At 28.5% G+C, this 16855-nt stretch carries 15 protein-coding genes; 7 read left to right on the top strand and 8 right to left on the bottom strand.

Going from position 1 to position 16855, the window contains the following annotated elements; translation table 11 throughout:
* Window positions 1–64: 64 nt before the first annotated feature.
* Window positions 65–1012: a methyl-accepting chemotaxis protein gene (locus tag CSPA_RS22615; RefSeq protein WP_015394722.1), complete on the top strand. Its 948-nt coding sequence runs from the start codon at window positions 65–67 to the stop codon at window positions 1010–1012.
* A gap of 215 nt (window positions 1013–1227) precedes the next feature.
* On the opposite strand, the gene CSPA_RS22610 is transcribed toward CSPA_RS22615, so the two are convergent.
* From CSPA_RS22610 to CSPA_RS22585, 6 genes are all read right to left on the bottom strand, one after another.
* Window positions 1228–2241: a LacI family DNA-binding transcriptional regulator gene (locus CSPA_RS22610; protein ID WP_015394721.1), complete on the bottom strand. Its 1014-nt coding sequence runs from the start codon at window positions 2239–2241 to the stop codon at window positions 1228–1230.
* 12 nt (window positions 2242–2253) lie between these two features.
* Entirely contained in the window at window positions 2254–3756 is a 1503-nt protein-coding gene (gene galT, locus CSPA_RS22605) for a UDP-glucose--hexose-1-phosphate uridylyltransferase (RefSeq protein ID WP_015394720.1), read from the bottom strand.
* Window positions 3757–3980: 224 nt separating this feature from the next.
* Window positions 3981–4973, bottom strand: coding sequence for a UDP-glucose 4-epimerase GalE (galE, locus tag CSPA_RS22600; RefSeq protein ID WP_015394719.1), 993 nt, complete (start codon window positions 4971–4973; stop codon window positions 3981–3983).
* Between the two features lie 33 nt (window positions 4974–5006).
* Window positions 5007–6176, bottom strand: a complete 1170-nt coding sequence (locus tag CSPA_RS22595) for a galactokinase (RefSeq protein ID WP_015394718.1) — start codon at window positions 6174–6176, stop codon at window positions 5007–5009.
* Between the two features lie 297 nt (window positions 6177–6473).
* Window positions 6474–6905: a hypothetical protein gene (locus CSPA_RS22590; protein ID WP_015394717.1), complete on the bottom strand. Its 432-nt coding sequence runs from the start codon at window positions 6903–6905 to the stop codon at window positions 6474–6476.
* Between the two features lie 66 nt (window positions 6906–6971).
* A complete protein-coding gene (locus tag CSPA_RS22585) occupies window positions 6972–9119 on the bottom strand; it encodes a methyl-accepting chemotaxis protein (RefSeq protein ID WP_015394716.1) in 2148 nt (715 codons plus the stop codon).
* A gap of 330 nt (window positions 9120–9449) precedes the next feature.
* On the opposite strand from CSPA_RS22585, the gene CSPA_RS22580 reads away from it, so the two are divergent.
* Window positions 9450–10262, top strand: a complete 813-nt coding sequence (locus CSPA_RS22580; protein WP_015394715.1) for a hypothetical protein — start codon at window positions 9450–9452, stop codon at window positions 10260–10262.
* A 133-nt stretch (window positions 10263–10395) separates the two neighbouring features.
* On the opposite strand, the gene CSPA_RS22575 is transcribed toward CSPA_RS22580, so the two are convergent.
* Together CSPA_RS22575 and CSPA_RS30345 are read right to left on the bottom strand one after the other, a co-directional pair.
* The gene (locus CSPA_RS22575; RefSeq protein ID WP_015394714.1) at window positions 10396–10644 is read right to left on the bottom strand and encodes a spore coat protein; all 249 of its coding nucleotides are present in this window, start codon (window positions 10642–10644) and stop codon (window positions 10396–10398) included.
* A 17-nt stretch (window positions 10645–10661) separates the two neighbouring features.
* A complete protein-coding gene (locus CSPA_RS30345) occupies window positions 10662–10835 on the bottom strand; it encodes a hypothetical protein (RefSeq protein ID WP_015394713.1) in 174 nt (57 codons plus the stop codon).
* Window positions 10836–11094: 259 nt separating this feature from the next.
* Between CSPA_RS30345 and CSPA_RS22570 the strand changes: the two genes are divergently transcribed.
* The 5 genes from CSPA_RS22570 to CSPA_RS22550 all read left to right on the top strand — a co-directional run bounded on the left by CSPA_RS22570 (window position 11095) and on the right by CSPA_RS22550 (window position 16784).
* A complete protein-coding gene (locus CSPA_RS22570; protein WP_015394712.1) occupies window positions 11095–11787 on the top strand; it encodes a hypothetical protein in 693 nt (230 codons plus the stop codon).
* A 313-nt stretch (window positions 11788–12100) separates the two neighbouring features.
* A complete protein-coding gene (speD, locus tag CSPA_RS22565) occupies window positions 12101–12919 on the top strand; it encodes an adenosylmethionine decarboxylase (RefSeq protein WP_173682137.1) in 819 nt (272 codons plus the stop codon).
* 16 nt (window positions 12920–12935) lie between these two features.
* The gene (locus CSPA_RS22560; protein ID WP_015394710.1) at window positions 12936–14402 is read left to right on the top strand and encodes an aminotransferase class I/II-fold pyridoxal phosphate-dependent enzyme; all 1467 of its coding nucleotides are present in this window, start codon (window positions 12936–12938) and stop codon (window positions 14400–14402) included.
* A gap of 156 nt (window positions 14403–14558) precedes the next feature.
* Window positions 14559–15413: a polyamine aminopropyltransferase gene (gene speE / locus CSPA_RS22555; protein ID WP_015394709.1), complete on the top strand. Its 855-nt coding sequence runs from the start codon at window positions 14559–14561 to the stop codon at window positions 15411–15413.
* A gap of 168 nt (window positions 15414–15581) precedes the next feature.
* Window positions 15582–16784 (top strand): saccharopine dehydrogenase family protein, encoded by a 1203-nt coding sequence (locus tag CSPA_RS22550; RefSeq protein ID WP_015394708.1) that lies wholly within the window; start codon window positions 15582–15584, stop codon window positions 16782–16784.
* Window positions 16785–16855 lie beyond the last annotated feature (71 nt).

Raw genomic sequence — 16855 nt, 5'->3', positions numbered from 1 at the left:
ATTCAGTTTTTAATATAATTATACGAAAATAGTAATAATAAACTATTAGGGAGGATACAAAAGAATGAGTTTTTTTAAGAAGGCAAACAGTAATGAATCTGTTCAAAATACAGGTATAAATGAAAATAAAGTACAAGTTCAAACTAAAAATAATGATACTATAGAATTTTTAAAGAGGATTAGTGTACATATTGAAGATATAATACAACAACATAATAAAGTTAATAGCGAGCATGATATTCTTTCAGAATTAGCAGAACAAATTGATAAACAAATGCACAAAGTATTAAATTTTACTGAGCAAACTAGTGAATCAACAGATAAACTATCAAATCAAGGTGGAAATTTGTTAATAATAACAAAAAGTACATTAGAAAAATCAATTGAAGGAAAAGAATCTGTTGAAGGAATGATTAAAGTAATTGAAAACCTAGATTTAGAAACAAAAGATACATATAAGAGTATTACTACCTTAGGGGAGAAGTTAAAAGAGATTGGAGAAATAGCTCAATTGATTAGTGGAATAGCATCTCAAACCAATCTTCTTGCACTTAATGCTGCAATAGAAGCTGCTAGAGCAGGAGAACAAGGAAGAGGATTTTCGGTTGTTGCAGATGAAGTAAGAAAATTAGCTGAAATGACGGGTGAAAGTAGTAGTAATATATCTAAGCTAATTAGTAGTATAGATTCACAAACTAGAAATGTTTTAAGCAATGTTGAAAAAAGTACATTTGTAGTTTCAGAAGGGGTAAAATCCTCTAAAGGAGCACTAGAAAAAATAGAAGAAGCTTTAAATTCATTCAATATTGTTGAAGAAGAAGCTGGTAAATTAATAAGTACAATAGATTCTCAAAAAGATTATGTGGCTAAAACTATTAGCACAATAAAAGAAGTAGATTCAACGATTGTAACAACAAATAATCAAATCATGGGTCATATTGAAGAGGCTGGTAAGGTAGATAAGAAATTAGAAGAAAGTGTATCTAAAATATCTGAGTATGTAAGGGAATAAAAAAGATACACCTATAAAAAGAGCAGCTATGCTGCAACAACGGAACTTAAATAAAAAGAGCAGCTATGCTGCAATTATGAACTTTCCTACAACTTGAAACTTATTAAGATTAAGGATGATATTCCGAAGGAATATCATCCTTAATTATTCATTATTCAATATTAATTAAACGTGGCGTAGCCACTTCTGTTCTACGGTATCATAAGTGAAATTAATTAGATTGAACTTACAGTATCACGTTCAATTAGTGAATTCATAAGAATTATTCTTTTGCTGCAAGAATTATCATATTCTATTTTCTCTAATAATAAAGTTGCAGCATTTGTTCCTAGAAGAAACATATTTTGATCTATAGTAGTTAATTTTGGCTCAACAAACTTACTTAAATCAATATTATCAAAGCCTATAATAGATAATTTTCCTGGAACATCTATATTTAATTTCTTACAGGCATTAAGAACACCTACTGCCATAAGGTCATTACAAGCTAATACAGCAGTTGCTGAAGTTGTCTTTAGTATTTCAATAAATTTATTTATTGTATTGTCAACAGTTTCACTGCTATTTCCATTACCGATGTTAATAATATTTTTTGAATTAAAAGCATTTATTTTTTCCATTTTTTCAATATATACTTTTTCTTTTATATCATAAGAATAACTATCTTTACCCCGTACTAATAATATATCTTTGTGATTATTTTCTAAAAGATAATCTATTGCCATATTTGCACCCATAGCTTCATCATTAACTACTGAAGAAATACTTGCTGAAGTGGAATAACCATTTACAAATACAAGAGGAGTCAACTTTGAGATAGAATTGTAAAACTTTGATTTAATATTACCTGTATTAGGGTCGATTACAATTATACCAGATACATTTCTAGATAATAAGTTATTTATACATAGCTTCTCTTCATCCATGTCATTATTACTGCATGCTAAAACTAAAGATAGGGATTGAACTTTTAAACTATTTTCAATTCCGTTTATAACTTCTGGGAAAAACATATTATTAATACTTGGAACCACAACACCAATAGTAGCTGACTTTTGCTGTGTAAGTTCACGTGCTTGCATATTAGGAATATAATTAAGCTCTTCTATTACTTCTAATACTCTTCTTTTTGTTTCCTCTTTCACAGGATAATTTCCATTCATTACCCTTGAAACTGTTGCAACAGATACATTTGCTTTTTTAGCCACATCTACTATGGTTAATTTCATAACTATTCCACCTTATAATGTATTTATAAATTTATCGAAAGCAGCAAGACCTTGTTCATTTCTTTTAAATACACCAGCATGGTCTAATACTTCTGAAAATTTAAGACCAACTTCTGATTTTAAAATGTCTTCAGCATTCTCAGCAGATATATTGCTGTATTTTCCTAAAATGTATTTATACCATTCTGAATGTTTTGCTACTGTTTCATTATCTGATATGTCTGATGTTTTATTAATTAAACTCTCTTTTAATATATTTAATTCTTCTTTTAATCTAGCAGGAAGAACTGCAAGTCCCATAACCTCAATAAGTCCAATATTTTCTTTCTTTATATGATGTACTTCATCATGAGGATGGAAGATTCCAAGTGGGTGTTCTGCACTCGTTCTATTATTTCTAAGAACTAAGTCAAGTTCATATTTCCCATTTCTTTTTCTCGAAATAGGAGTTATTGTATTATGTGGTTCATCACCTGTATGACTTAGTATTTCTACAGATTCATCAGAATAATTTCTCCAAGAAGTTAATATATGATCAGCTAAATCTAATAGTTTTTCATTATTATCACTTGTAAGTCTAACAACAGACATTGGCCATTTAACTCTGCCAATTTCAACTTCACCATAACCTGACATAGAATAAATCTTTTCTACAGGAGCTTTTTCCATTGCAAAGGTGTAATGTCCACCTTGGTAGTGGTCATGTGATAATATTGATCCACCAACTATTGGTAAGTCTGCATTAGATCCTGCAAAATAATGAGGAAGTATATCTGTAAAATTTAATAGATTCTTAAAAGTTGCTTTATTGATTTTCATTGGTATATGTTCAGCATTGAAAATAATACAATGCTCATTATAGTAAGTATAAGGAGAATATTGTAAGAAATACTTTTGTCCTTCATCAAAAGCTAAAGGTATAATTCTATGTGTTTGCCTTGCTGGGTGATTCATATGCCCAAAAAATCCTTCATTTTCTTTACATAATAAACATTTTGGATAAGAGCTTGATTTTACTAGTTTAGCCTTTGCTATATCTCTGGGATCCTTTTCAGGTTTAGATAAATTTATAGTTATATCTAAATCACCATATTCAGTAGGTGCTTTCCAAACAATATTTTTATCTATTCTATCTTTCCTTATATAATTCGATGCAATACTCAAATCATAATAATATTCAGTGGCTTTTTCTGGGGAAGAATTATATAATTCGTTAAATTTATTTATAACTTCTGAAGGTCTTGGCATTAGACAATTCATTATTTGGGTATCAAATAAATCTCTTTCAGTAGTAGTGTTTTCTATTAAATTGTTTCCACATGCATAATCTAAAATGTTTTCTAAAATAGGAGTTGGAGTTTCAAGAGTCTCATCCACATTAGAAACTTCAAATTCATTTAAATTTAAGGTACCTAGTATCATATTTGTTGAATAAATCATATCATTATTAGTTATTAATTTTTTATTTAAAGCAAAGTTAATTAATCTATTTATTTCAAGATTTATGTTTATCATAATGACCTCCTTGATTTTAACAATAGTATATAAATTAAAAGTATAATTAGTATAAATTATTAGTATGAAAGAAAACTTGATTTGTAAACAGTTCTTAGGACTAAATAGATAAAATGAGGTAAGGTAGAGCGGTTTATTTAAAAGGATAAGTGAAGAGTTAAGGAAAACTTTAATCTTTTCCTTACCTAATCACTTACAATTTTTTATAAAACTATGATATTATATTATCTATCCTCAAAGCCATTTGGATGAGCTTTATGCCATACCCAAGCAGTACCTATAACATCTTTTACATCTGTAAATTTAGGTTTCCACCCTAAGACGTTTCTTGCTTTTTCATTTGAAGCAATTAATCTTGCAGGGTCACCAGCACGGCGATCACCTATTACTACTTTTATATCTTCATTAGTAGCTTCTTTTGCTGAATCAATCATTTCTTTTACGCTAAATCCAACTCCATTACCTAAGTTGAAAATATTACTTTCATTTCCTTTAATTAAATACTCAACAGCTTTTATATGTGCATCTGCTAAATCAAGTACATGTATATAATCTCTAATACAAGTGCCATCAGGAGTATCATAATCTTCACCAAAAACAGTTATAGCTTCTCTTTTCTTTAATGGAACTTGAAGAATTAATGGTATTAAGTGACTTTCAGGAGAATGATCTTCACCAATACTTCCATCTTCAATAGCACCAGCTGCATTGAAGTATCTTAAGGAAACATAAGTTATTCCGTTAGCTTGCCCAACCCATTTCATCATTTTTTCCATTGTTAATTTTGTTTCTCCATAAGGATTTGTTGGATTTGTTTCATCATCTTCAAGTATTGGAATTCTTTTTGGTTCTCCATATACTGCAGCAGTAGAAGAGAATACAATATGTTTTATGTTGTGTTTTACCATACTTTCAAGTAAAACTTGCATTCCATAAACATTATTGTTGAAGTATAGAAGTGGTTTTGTCATACTTTCGCCAACTAAAGAGTTAGCAGCAAAATGTATTACAGCTTCAATATTGTTTTCAGAAAAAACTTTATCTAAAAATTCTGCATCTCTTATATCGCCTTTATAAAATTTAGCGTTTGGATTCACAGCCTTTATATGACCTGATTGAAGGTTATCAACAATTACTACATCCTTATTTTGTTTTACAAGTTCATGTACTGTATGTGATCCGATATATCCAGCACCACCACAAACTAAAATTGACATATTAACATCTCCCTTTATCTTATAAAAATAGATTTAACTAAGTTTTCTAGCACCACCAGAAATATTTACTACATAAAAATCAGGTTCGTAACCTATTTTATCAGTGTATGCTTTTTTTACTTTTTCAATGAAAGCATCAATGCAATCTTCTTTAACAATGTTAACAGTACATCCACCAAAACCAGCACCTGTCATACGAGCACCAATAACACCTTCAGTTTCCCAAGCTAAAGCTACTAAAGTGTCTAATTCTATTCCAGTAACCTCATAATCATCTCTTAAAGAAACATGAGAAGCATTCATAAACTTTCCAAATAAAGCAAGATCATTTTCTTCTAAAGCTTTTACTGCTTTTAAAGTTCTTCTGTTTTCATATACTGCATGTTTTGCTCTTTTGATTTTTATTGGATCGCCAATACAATCTTTTACTTCTTCAAATTCTTCTTCAGTAAGTTCTCCAAGAGCTTTAATATTTTTTACCTTTTGAATTTTTGCTAAAGCATCTTCGCATTCGCTTCTTCTTTCATTATATTTAGAATCAGCTAAGCCACGTTTTTTATTTGTATTAGCAATTACTATTTTATAGCCTTCCATATCTATATTACTGTAAGAATAATTTAGAGTGTTACAATCTAAAAGAATAGCACAGTTATCTTTCCCCATACCAATGGCAAACTGATCCATTATTCCACAATTTACACCTATAAATTTATTTTCAGCTTCTTGGCACATTTTAACTATGTCTACCATATCAATATTTAAATTAAATGTTTCATTTAATATTACACCCATTAAAACTTCTATTGAAGCAGAAGAAGATAATCCAGAACCATTTGGAATATTTCCATAGAAAAGTATTTCAAAGCCGTTAGTAATATTAAAGCCATGATTTTCAAAAGTTTTAATTACACCCTTAGGATAATTTGCCCAATCATGAGCTTTATCATAAACCATATTTTCTAAATTAAATTCAATTATTCCTAATTCTTTAAAATTTAAAGAACTAACTAATACTTTTTTATCTGATCTTTTAGTTACTAAAGCATATGTTCCAATAGTAAGGGCACAAGGAAAAACGTTACCTCCATTATAATCAGTGTGCTCACCAATTAAGTTAACTCTTCCAGGTGAGAAGTAAACATTTTTAGAGTCCTTTTTAAATAATTCAGTAAAATCATTTTTTAGTACATTAATATTTTCCATAATCAATTCCTCCTTCTTATTTATATAGTAACCGCTTACTATATAAAAGTAAAGGGGGAATTAATAATTTTAAGAAAATTTTTTGTATAAGGTATTTTAAATAATAATTAGCAGAAAATTATAAAGAAAAGTGTTTAATTAACTTTATTTAATGTAAATTAGTTTTAAATTTATACATAATCTTATGATGAAGAATGAATTAAGCATAGAAAGGGTTTTCTAATTCTCGCATTGGATATCTATATTTTGCAAAAAAAATTAATAGGTAGTCACTTAAACTACCTATTATTTATCCTACTATTTTTTTGGATAAGAATTTCTATTTTGGGTATTATTCATCATATTAGGCATACCCATTCGATTTTGATTACCCATTAACATGCTTAAAAGAGGAGCAATGTTATTCATATTAGGGTTATTTGAATTCATATTGTTGAATTGAGGATTATTGTTGGTGTTGGTAGAATTTCCAAATGGCATATTATTACCATTTTGCGGATTACCCATTAGCATACTCATTAATGGATTTCCATTCATTTGATTCATACCACCAAACATACTCCCCATAAGAAGGTTTAATAAAGGGTTACCAGTCATCATATTTGGATTCATGCCACTCATTTGGTTTTGCATATTTCCATTTTGGTTAGGCATCATAGGGTTATTCATCATACCATTGCCCATACCATTAAAAAGAGATGAAAGTATTAAATTTATTAATGGATTCATTTTACCACCTTATCTATAAATTGCTTTACTACAGTTTATTGCAAAGATGTATAAAACGATACTGTTTTAAAATTTAAATTGATCAAAGCTTTCATTCAATTCATTTGATAAAGTACTAACCTTTTGTGCAGAATTAGCAACTTCAGAGCTAGCTGAGCTTAATTCTTCAGAAGAAGAATATATCTCTTGAGTAGTAGCAGAAATCTGCTGTGCTACTGCAGAAATGTTAGTGATATTAGTCACAAGAGCATCTTTTTCTGAATTCAAATCAACAAAGTCTTTAGCAATTGAATACATTTGAGGTACCATTTCTTCTACAGATGTTGAAATTTCATTAAATGCCGTTATTGTATTTTTAATAACATTCGTTTGATTTTGGACATCCTTTGTAATATTATTAGTATTTTTAGATATATTATCAGTATTATTTAGAACCTTTGATACAATGGAATAAATGGTTTGAGCAGAGTTTTTACTCATTTCTGCAAGTTTTCTTATTTCATCAGCAACAACTGTAAAGCCTCTTCCAGCTTCACCAGCTCTTGCAGCTTCAATTGCAGCATTTAAAGCAAGTAAATTAGTTTGCTCTGATATACTATTAATTAAGGAAGTCATCTCATTAACTTCTTTAATATCATTTGCCATAACAGCCAAAGATTTATTGAAGTCATTAAAGTTATTGTTTAATAATTCTATTGAAGTAACTAATACTTGGATTTCAGCGTTTCCTTTTTTAGCTTTAGTACCAATTTCAGATGAAGTCATTGTTACATCATTAACTTTATCAGTAAGAGTTGAAATTTTTTCACCAAATTCATTTAAATTATTTGTACTGCTAATTAGATTATCAGTTTGATTTGATGTTCCTTCAGAAATATCGCTAATTGCTCTAACAATAGTATCTATAAGTGAAGATAATTCTTCAGAAATAGAGGACAAACCAGTTGATTGTTCATTAAGATTAGAAGAATTACTTTTTATCATATCAATACTAGTATTAAGGGAGTTCTTTATACTCATAAGAGAATTACACATAATTCCTGTTTCAGTTGGATCTTTCAAGGTCTTTTCATGTATCTCAACAGAAAAATCACCTTGAGCGTAAGTTTTCATTAAGCTAACAACATATAATATCTGTTTAGAAATTTTTGAAATTGCAAAAATTAGTATTAAAGATATTAATATAAGACTAGCAATACCAGTGATAATATTTGTAAATTTTAAGTTTGCTACAGATTTTAGTAAGTCATCATTTTCAACTGTAACAATTACTGACCACCCAGTACTTGGAACTAGTGAATATGATAAAGTTTGTAATTTATTATCAGAAATAATTTCTGTCGAACCACTTTGAGCTTGAGAAATTTTGCTTAATAAATCGTAAGGAGCTGATTTGTCAGTATTAGTTAAAATTTCACCAAGATTAGTTGCATTTTTTACATAGTCTTCATTAGAATGTCCAATTATTTTACTGTTGGAATTTACTACATATGCTTTACCAGTACTTAGAAAAGATATTTTTTTACTTATATTTGATATTTCATCTCCTGATTTAAAAGCAACTAAAACTCCTAACGTCTTATTCATATCTTTAATTGGAGCAGATATTGCAATTACAAAATCTTTGCTAAAATTACTTTGAAAAGGTTCTGAAACATAAGAATGTCCAGAAAGTGCTATGGAAAAGTAATCGTAAGACTTAATATTTACAGTACTTCCATCCAAAAGAGTTAGCTTTCCATCAGGAGTTGCTATACCCATATTATTATATTGCTGAAATTTCTTTTCTTCTAATAATATGTTAAGTTTATCCTGCATTGGTGCTTCTGGATTTGTGATTATTGGATTATGAGCTAAACTGTCAATAGATTTTATCTTTTCTGTCATTACATCACTGATATCTTGTGCTGTAATGCTACTTAATTGATTTAATAATTCCAAACTGTTAGAGTATAATGCCTTTTGTGCTGAAGTGTAAGTGAAGACTGACACTATTATTAATGTAATAATTACAATGGGAACGACTTTTAAAAGCACTTTGAAGCTGATTGAGTTTCTATTTAATTTAAAATTATCATTTAAGTGACTATAAGAAGACTTCGTTGAATTTTTATTTTTTTTCTTTAAATTGATAAATTTTTGTTTAAATGAGAAATTACTCAATTTGATTTTTTTATTAACAGGATTTTGATTTTTATTTTTTGTGAATTTCATTTTTACCTCCTAAATTTATATAAAATAGTATAAATTTCAATAAATTTCTATTATTAATTTGTGAAAAATATAGATTAAAACATATTAAGTTGATTGGTATTTGTGTATATTTATTTATAATAATTCAAAATTATATAAAAGTACATATTAATTTAGAAAAAAATATGATTTATAGAAAATTATATAATAATCTTAATAAAATAAAGTTTTATGGTTAAATTTTAGGGAATAAAAGATAAAAATATGTATAAAATAAATTCAACTATGTTAAAACATTTTATTTTTTTAAGAAGCAAAATTCTTGATTAGAATAAAATTATGGAGTGATTTATGAGAGTTGGAGAAATTGAATTGGAAATAATTGATATAATTACATTTACAGGAATTATGATTACTTTTATAACAGGAGTATTGAATTTATGCCAAAATAAGAAAACCCTATATATAAACAATATAACAAAATTTAGAGTGATATGGATTAATACCTTTAGAGCTTATATAGCTTCTTTAAAAGAATTAAGTAATATAACTAATTTGTATATAATAACTAAAGATGGATTTAATAAAATAGCCTATAGAAGAGAGCTTGAAAAAATAGTATCATTAATAAAAATGCATCTTAACTTTACTGGAAAGCATGATATTATATTAATTTCTAAAGTAGAAGAATTGAAGGTTGCATTAAATAGCTATTTGCTTATATATTATTGTAAAAATACGATTAAATTTATTAAGAATGAGGAAGAACTTTTAATTAAATTCGATGAAATAATCGATTCCATAAGTGAAAAACGGGTATTAGAGCAGTTTTTAAATTTAGGAATTAATACTGAGAATTTAAATAATATGAGTTTGTTTGAATTAAAAAAGCAAGTGAAATTATTATATTTAGCTAATCCAGTACTAATCAGTCAAATAATAAAAGAAAGTGATTATTTGATTAATAAATATGAAAATGAGATTGATTGTTTAAATAGTGAGATAGATGTATTGGTACAAATATATCTAAAAGCAGAATGGATCAGATGCAAAGTAGAGACAAGGATATGGCCATATAATAGGTTTAATGAAGATAAAACTATAAAGAAATTACATAAAAAATATAAAAAAGTATTAGAGGAAAAAATACTTGATAATAAATGATTTGGATTTTATAACAATAAGTAATTTAATAGTTTTGTTTTATCTAAAAAATGCAGATTTTATTTAACTTAAATGTTAAAATTAAAATCTGCATTTTTTATTAGTAAAAACTATATTTGAATATAAATAAGTTTTATTGTTGTGATGAAAATTTTTGTCTAGCTTGATTTATTTTGTTTTGATCAGCTTTTTCTGATGGATACCAACCCTTTTGAGACATTTTAGTGTAAATTTCATTCTGCATTTTTAAGGAATCATTTAATGCTTTATCAAATGTACCATGAACGTTTTGAGTAGATGATTCTATTGTTCCATGTAAATATAAATCAGATCCACCTTTTACTGTAAGTAAAAGGTCTTCAAATAATTCTTTATCATTCATAATTTGATTCTCCTTAATTATAATAAATTTAAAAATTCATTAAATCTTTGTTGATGAGCATTAGATAATTGAGTTACATAAGATTTAAGTTCTGAATCTTGTATTTTATTGGCATAATCTGAACATTTTGTTTTCATATGTCTTTCATGATTTAGTGCATCTTCAATATACGATAATTCTTTTGGACTCATAATTTTCACCTCCTAGCATTTTGCAATAATATTATGTGATTAAAAATATAATTTTATACTTTAGGTATTTTTTTCTTTTATAAAATATAGATTTGAATTATAATATGTTTAATTTAAAAACTTATATCATTTAATAGAATGATATAAGTTTTTTTTCAAAAGTGATAGAATAGTAAAAGAAGAATAAATATAATAAACTTATTCTGAAATACTAAAAGTTATAATATTAAGAACTTAATCAATGTAAGGAGATGTATCAATGAGTGATTTACGCGACTTGAAAGAAATGACAAAAGCTAAGGCAGCACAGGAGATGCAAGAACTAAAGGATAAAATATTAGAAAGATTAAGCTCTATTAATAGAGATGGAATAGATGAATTAATTAATTATCTTACTGAAAGGACTGATTATTTTACAGCACCTGCATCAACAAAGTTTCATTCAAACTTTGATGGAGGTTTAGCATTTCATTCTGACAATGTTGTTGAACTATTAATTCAAAAGAATAAACAATATAAGCTAGGATTAAGTAATGATACAATGTATTTAACTGGGTACTTGCATGATTTATGCAAGTGCAACTTGTATGATAAAACCATGAGATTAAAAAAAGATGAAATGACTGGAAAGTGGATAGGATATGCCTCTTATGAATTTGATGATAAAATTCCATTAGGGCACGGGGAAAAAAGTGTAATTTTACTTCAACAATTTGTTAAACTTACATTAGAAGAATGTTTGATGATAAGATGGCATATGGGAGCTTATGTACCAAAGGATGAGTATAGAGATTATAATAAAGCCATAGAAATGTATAAATCAGTTTTGGCCTTTAGCAATGCTGATGCTGAAGCTTCACATTTCTTAGAAGAAGTAAGAGAACCAGAAGTTTATTCAATAGAAGAATATAATCAATATGTGAAAGAGAGAGCTATGAAAAAAAATAGTTAGTTGAATTTGCGCTTATATGTATATGAAATGATAAGGAATATTAAAGAAAACAGAGCATAAGTGACTTTAAATAAATTTATAGTGGATATTCAAGAAATATTGTCATAAACAGTAGCATTTTTAAACATAATATAGTAAAATGTCAATGTTGTATGATAAAATGTTTCAATATTGACTTTAAATTTAGTATTTGCTAGGTACAAAAACTTATTATTTAAAATAATAAGAATTAGATGAAAACTTATCGATATATAATATATGGATTTTGAAACAAATCCTATGCGACTAGAAATTAATTTAAGCCAGAAAGGTTGTGATGTTAGGGTTGGACAACAAGCTGAAGTTATACGGCTTTAACAACCTCACCAAAACACTTAGCTTTAACATCTATGATGTATGCTATGCAAAAAGTGAGCGCGAGCAAAAGGACTATATTGCTTATATAGATGAGCAATACAATTCGGAAAGACTTACAAGGATTCTGTGTGATGTAACGGAAAGTATTGGAGCACATGTACTTAATATTTCTAAGCAGGATTATGATCCTCAAGGAGCAAGTGTAACTATATTAATATCAGAAAAAAATATAGGAGTACAAAAAATAGATGACTCTTGCAACAAAGGTGAAATCGAAGTTTTGAAATCTAGGGAGACTGTAGTAGGACACTTAGATAAAAGTCATGTAACAGTTCATACTTATCCAGAATATCATCCAGATAATTCAATTGCTACTTTTAGAGTGGATATTGATGTAGCCACTTGTGGAGAGGTATCTCCATTAAATACATTAAATTATCTTATCGGAAGTTTTGATTCAGACATAATAACTATAGATTATCGTGTCAGAGGGTTTACTCGAGATGTTGATGGCAAAAAATTATTTATAGATCACAAAATAACATCGATACAAGATTATATCGATATAGAAACTTTAGAAAAATATGATGCAATGGATATAAATGTGTATCAATCAAATATATTTCATACTAAAATGTTAATTAAAGAAATGCATCTTCAAAATTATCTTTTCAATAGAGATGTTTATGAAATTAAGCCAAAGCAAAGGCTTGAAATCGAAAATAATTTAAGAAAAGAAATGATTGAGATTTTTAGTGGAGTAAATATATATTAACGGAGGAACAGATAAGATGAAAAATAAAGAATATCACTCAAAAGCTCCAATTTATGAAGCTTTAGAAGCATATAGGAAGGCTAGGGTGGTTCCATTTGACGTGCCAGGACATAAGCAAGGCAGAGGTAATGCTATGCTTAGGGAATTTTTAGGCGAACAATGTCTCTCTGTTGATGTAAATTCTATGAAACCACTTGATAATCTTTGTCACCCGGTATCAGTCATAAAGGAAGCAGAAGAACTTGCAGCTGATGCGTTTGGTGCAAAGCATGCATTTTTTATGATAAATGGAACAAGTTCGGCAGTTCAAGCTATGGTCATGAGTGTCTGTAAAAAAGGTGAAAAAATAATAATGCCGAGAAATGTCCATAGAAGTGCTATTAATGCATTAATAATTAGTGGCGCCATTCCGGTTTATATAAATCCGGGTACAAATAAAAAGCTTGGAATTCCACTTGGAATGTCAATTGATGACGTAAAAAGAGCTATTAAAGAAAATCCAGATGCAAAAGCAGTTTTAGTAAACAATCCAACTTATTATGGGATATGTTCTAATTTAAAAGAAATTACTAAAATTGCTCATGAAAATGGAATGTATGTTTTGGTAGATGAAGCTCATGGAACTCATTTTTACTTTGGAGAAAATATGCCAGTATCAGCAGTTGAAGCAGGTGCAGATATGGCTGCAATCAGTATGCATAAAACTGGAGGGTCTTTAACTCAAAGTTCATTTTTACTTTTAAATTGTGATTTAAATGTTGGATATGTTCGTCAAATAATAAATTTGACTCAAACTACAAGTGCATCATATCTCTTAATGTCTTCATTGGATTTAGCAAGAAGAGATTTGGTATTGCATGGAAATGAAATTTTTCATAAAGTAGTTGATATAGCAGAATATGCAAGAAGTGAAATAAATAAGATAGATGGCTATTATGCTTTCTCAAAAGAATTAATTGATGGAGATGCAGTTTATGATTTTGATGTAACTAAGTTATCTATATTTACTAGAGATATAGGACTTGCAGGAATTGAAGTATATGATCTTTTGAGAGATGAATATGGTATACAAATAGAATTTGGAGATATAGCAAATATTTTAGCCATTATCTCTGTAGGTGATAGAAGTTTGGCAATTGAAAGATTAATATCTTCTCTATCAGAGATTAAAAGGCTGCATTCAAGGGATAAAGCAGGAATGTTTGATCATGAGTATATAAATCCTGAAGTAATACTTACTCCTCAAGAAGCCTTTTATTCTGAAAAGTTATCAATGCCAATGAATGAAAGTCAAGGGAAAATATGTGCTGAATTTGTAATGTGTTATCCTCCTGGTATTCCAATTCTTGCTCCAGGGGAAAAAATAACTCAAGAAATTCTAGATTATATAAGCTATGCAAAAGAAAAAGGATGTTTCTTAACAGGAACAGCAGATCCGAAAATAGAGAATATTAATATAGTTATTAATTCAGTTAACAGCTAACAGTAAGCGAGTAACAAAGTTAAGGTTGAAATTCTAAAGAAAATTTCGAGGCATCAAGTTGAAATATTTAGATACCTCGAATTTTCTGCGGAAGATTAAAGTTCTTAACTCATAACTCATAACTCATAACTCTTAACTGGGAAAGCGGGGTTAATTATGGAATTATGGTATACAGAACAACATACTGAAAATGTAAGATTTTCAATTAAAGTTGAAAAGGAATTACACACAGAGCAAACTGAATTTCAAAGAATAGATGTACTGGAAGCTAAAGAATTTGGAAAATTTTTTACTTTAGATGGATTAATGATGATAACTGAAAAAGATGAATTCATTTATCATGAGATGATAGTTCATGTTGCAATGGCAACAAATCTTAATGCAAAGAAGATATTGGTTATAGGTGCTGGAGATGGTGGTACTATAAGAGAACTTGCAAAATATGATACAATTGAAAAAATTGATATGGTTGAAATAGACAAAAGAGTTGTTGATATATGTAAGGAATATTTTCCACAAACAGCATGTAAACTAGATGATCCAAGAGTTAATATAGTTTATGAAGATGGCTTAAAGTTCGTTCGTAATAAAGAAAATGAATATGATTTAATAATTGTAGACTCTACAGATCCTTTTGGACCTGGTGAAGGATTATTTACTAAAGAATTTTACGGAAATTGTTTTAAAGCATTGAAGGAAGATGGAATATTAGTTAATCAACATGAAAGTCCATATTATGATAATGATGCAAGAGCAATGAAAGACGCTCATGAAAAAATAGTAGGAGTATTCCCTATTATAAAAGTTTATCAACTACACATTCCAACATATCCATCAGGTCATTGGTTATTTGGATTTGCTTCAAAAAAATATCATCCTATAAGGGATTTAAATGCTGAAGCATGGAATAAATTAAATATAAAAACTAAATACTATAACACTGAGCTTCATGTTGGATGTTTTGCTTTACCTAATTATGTTAAAGAAATGTTGAGAGGACTTACAGAATAAGCGGTAACAATGCTCAATAATCAATTTTCGATTAATGTTAATTGGCAGTTGATATTTGTTCATGATTATTATATGGTATTTATTCTAAAAAAGAATTGTGATAAAGAATAATTTAACTGTGTATTCAATTGAAGATAAATAATTATTAAAGAAACAGGAGGAATTAGAATGGGAAGAGCTTTAATTATTGGTGCGGGTGGTGTTGCTAGCGTAGCTATCCACAAATGTTGTCAAAATTCAGAGGTGTTTGAAGAAATATGTATAGCAAGCAGAACTTTATCAAAATGTGATGCTATAAAAGCATCGTTGGAAGGTAAAACTAAAACTAAGATACAAACAGCTAAGGTAGATGCTGATAATGTACCAGAATTAGTAGCATTAATAAATGAATTTAAACCAGAGGTTGTTATAAATCTTGCACTTCCATATCAAGATTTAACAATTATGGATGCTTGTTTAGAAACGAAGGTTCATTATGTAGATACAGCTAACTATGAACCACTTGATACAGCTAAATTTGAATACAAATGGCAATGGGCATATAGAGAAAAGTTTGAAAAAGCAGGAATAACTGCATTACTTGGAACTGGATTTGATCCAGGGGTTACAGGAGTATTTAGTGCTTATGCTCAAAAACATTATTTTGATGAAATAAATTACATAGATATATTAGATGCAAATGCTGGAGATCATGGATATCCATTTGCAACTAACTTTAATCCTGAAATCAATATTCGTGAAATAACTGCTCCAGGAAGCTATTGGGAAGAAGGAAAATGGATAGAAACAGAACCTCTTGAAATAAAGAGAGTTTATGATTTCCCTGAAATAGGACCAAAAGATATGTACTTACTCCATCATGAAGAATTAGAATCTCTAGGTTTAAACATCAAAGGAATTAAGAGAATAAGATTCTGGATGACTTTCTCACAAAAATATATAACACATTTAAATGTGCTTGAAAATGTTGGTATGACTTCAATTGAACCAATTGAATTTGAAGGGAAACAAATAGTTCCATTACAATTTTTAAAGGCAGTTTTACCAGATCCAGCATCACTTGGACCAAGAACAAAAGGTAAGACTAACATAGGATGTATTTTCCAAGGTAAGAAAGATGGAAAAGATAAGACTTACTATGTTTACAATGTATGTGATCATGAAGAATGTTATAAAGAAGTTGGTTCACAAGCAATTTCATATACAACTGGAGTTCCAGCAATGATTGGTGCGAGCTTAGTAATGAAAGGCTTATGGAAGAAACCAGGAGTATATAATGTTGAAGAATTCGATCCAGATCCATTTATGGAAGAATTAAACAAATGGGGATTGCCATGGAAAGAAAGTTTTGATCCAACACTTGTTGAGTAGGCAGGTTACAGTTTATGCCCTTTAGGGTACCCTGTGGACAATTTACAGTGTACAGTTTAGGAGGAAAAGCC

The organism is Clostridium saccharoperbutylacetonicum N1-4(HMT) (assembly GCF_000340885.1).
In the GTDB taxonomy this organism is placed as follows: Bacteria; Bacillota; Clostridia; order Clostridiales; family Clostridiaceae; genus Clostridium; species Clostridium saccharoperbutylacetonicum.
Note: the sequence above shows the minus strand (reverse complement) of the source record. Positions and strands in the feature narration are given on the sequence as shown.

Excerpts from the sequence above, each read along its gene's own strand:
- CSPA_RS30345 (WP_015394713.1), bottom strand. The coding sequence starts at position 10,835 with ATGAGTCCAAAAGAATTATCGTATATTGAAGATGCACTAAATCATGAA.
- CSPA_RS22585 (WP_015394716.1), bottom strand. The coding sequence starts at position 9,119 with ATGAAATTCACAAAAAATAAAAATCAAAATCCTGTTAATAAAAAAATC.
- CSPA_RS22595 (WP_015394718.1), bottom strand. The coding sequence starts at position 6,176 with ATGGAAAATATTAATGTACTAAAAAATGATTTTACTGAATTATTTAAA.
- CSPA_RS22610 (WP_015394721.1), bottom strand. The coding sequence starts at position 2,241 with ATGAAATTAACCATAGTAGATGTGGCTAAAAAAGCAAATGTATCTGTT.
- galT (WP_015394720.1), bottom strand. The coding sequence starts at position 3,756 with ATGATAAACATAAATCTTGAAATAAATAGATTAATTAACTTTGCTTTA.
- galE (WP_015394719.1), bottom strand. The coding sequence starts at position 4,973 with ATGTCAATTTTAGTTTGTGGTGGTGCTGGATATATCGGATCACATACA.
- speE (WP_015394709.1), top strand. The coding sequence starts at position 14,559 with ATGGAATTATGGTATACAGAACAACATACTGAAAATGTAAGATTTTCA.
- CSPA_RS22560 (WP_015394710.1), top strand. The coding sequence starts at position 12,936 with ATGAAAAATAAAGAATATCACTCAAAAGCTCCAATTTATGAAGCTTTA.
- CSPA_RS22570 (WP_015394712.1), top strand. The coding sequence starts at position 11,095 with ATGAGTGATTTACGCGACTTGAAAGAAATGACAAAAGCTAAGGCAGCA.
- CSPA_RS22550 (WP_015394708.1), top strand. The coding sequence starts at position 15,582 with ATGGGAAGAGCTTTAATTATTGGTGCGGGTGGTGTTGCTAGCGTAGCT.
- CSPA_RS22590 (WP_015394717.1), bottom strand. The coding sequence starts at position 6,905 with ATGAATCCATTAATAAATTTAATACTTTCATCTCTTTTTAATGGTATG.
- CSPA_RS22580 (WP_015394715.1), top strand. The coding sequence starts at position 9,450 with ATGAGAGTTGGAGAAATTGAATTGGAAATAATTGATATAATTACATTT.
- CSPA_RS22575 (WP_015394714.1), bottom strand. The coding sequence starts at position 10,644 with ATGAATGATAAAGAATTATTTGAAGACCTTTTACTTACAGTAAAAGGT.
- CSPA_RS22615 (WP_015394722.1), top strand. The coding sequence starts at position 65 with ATGAGTTTTTTTAAGAAGGCAAACAGTAATGAATCTGTTCAAAATACA.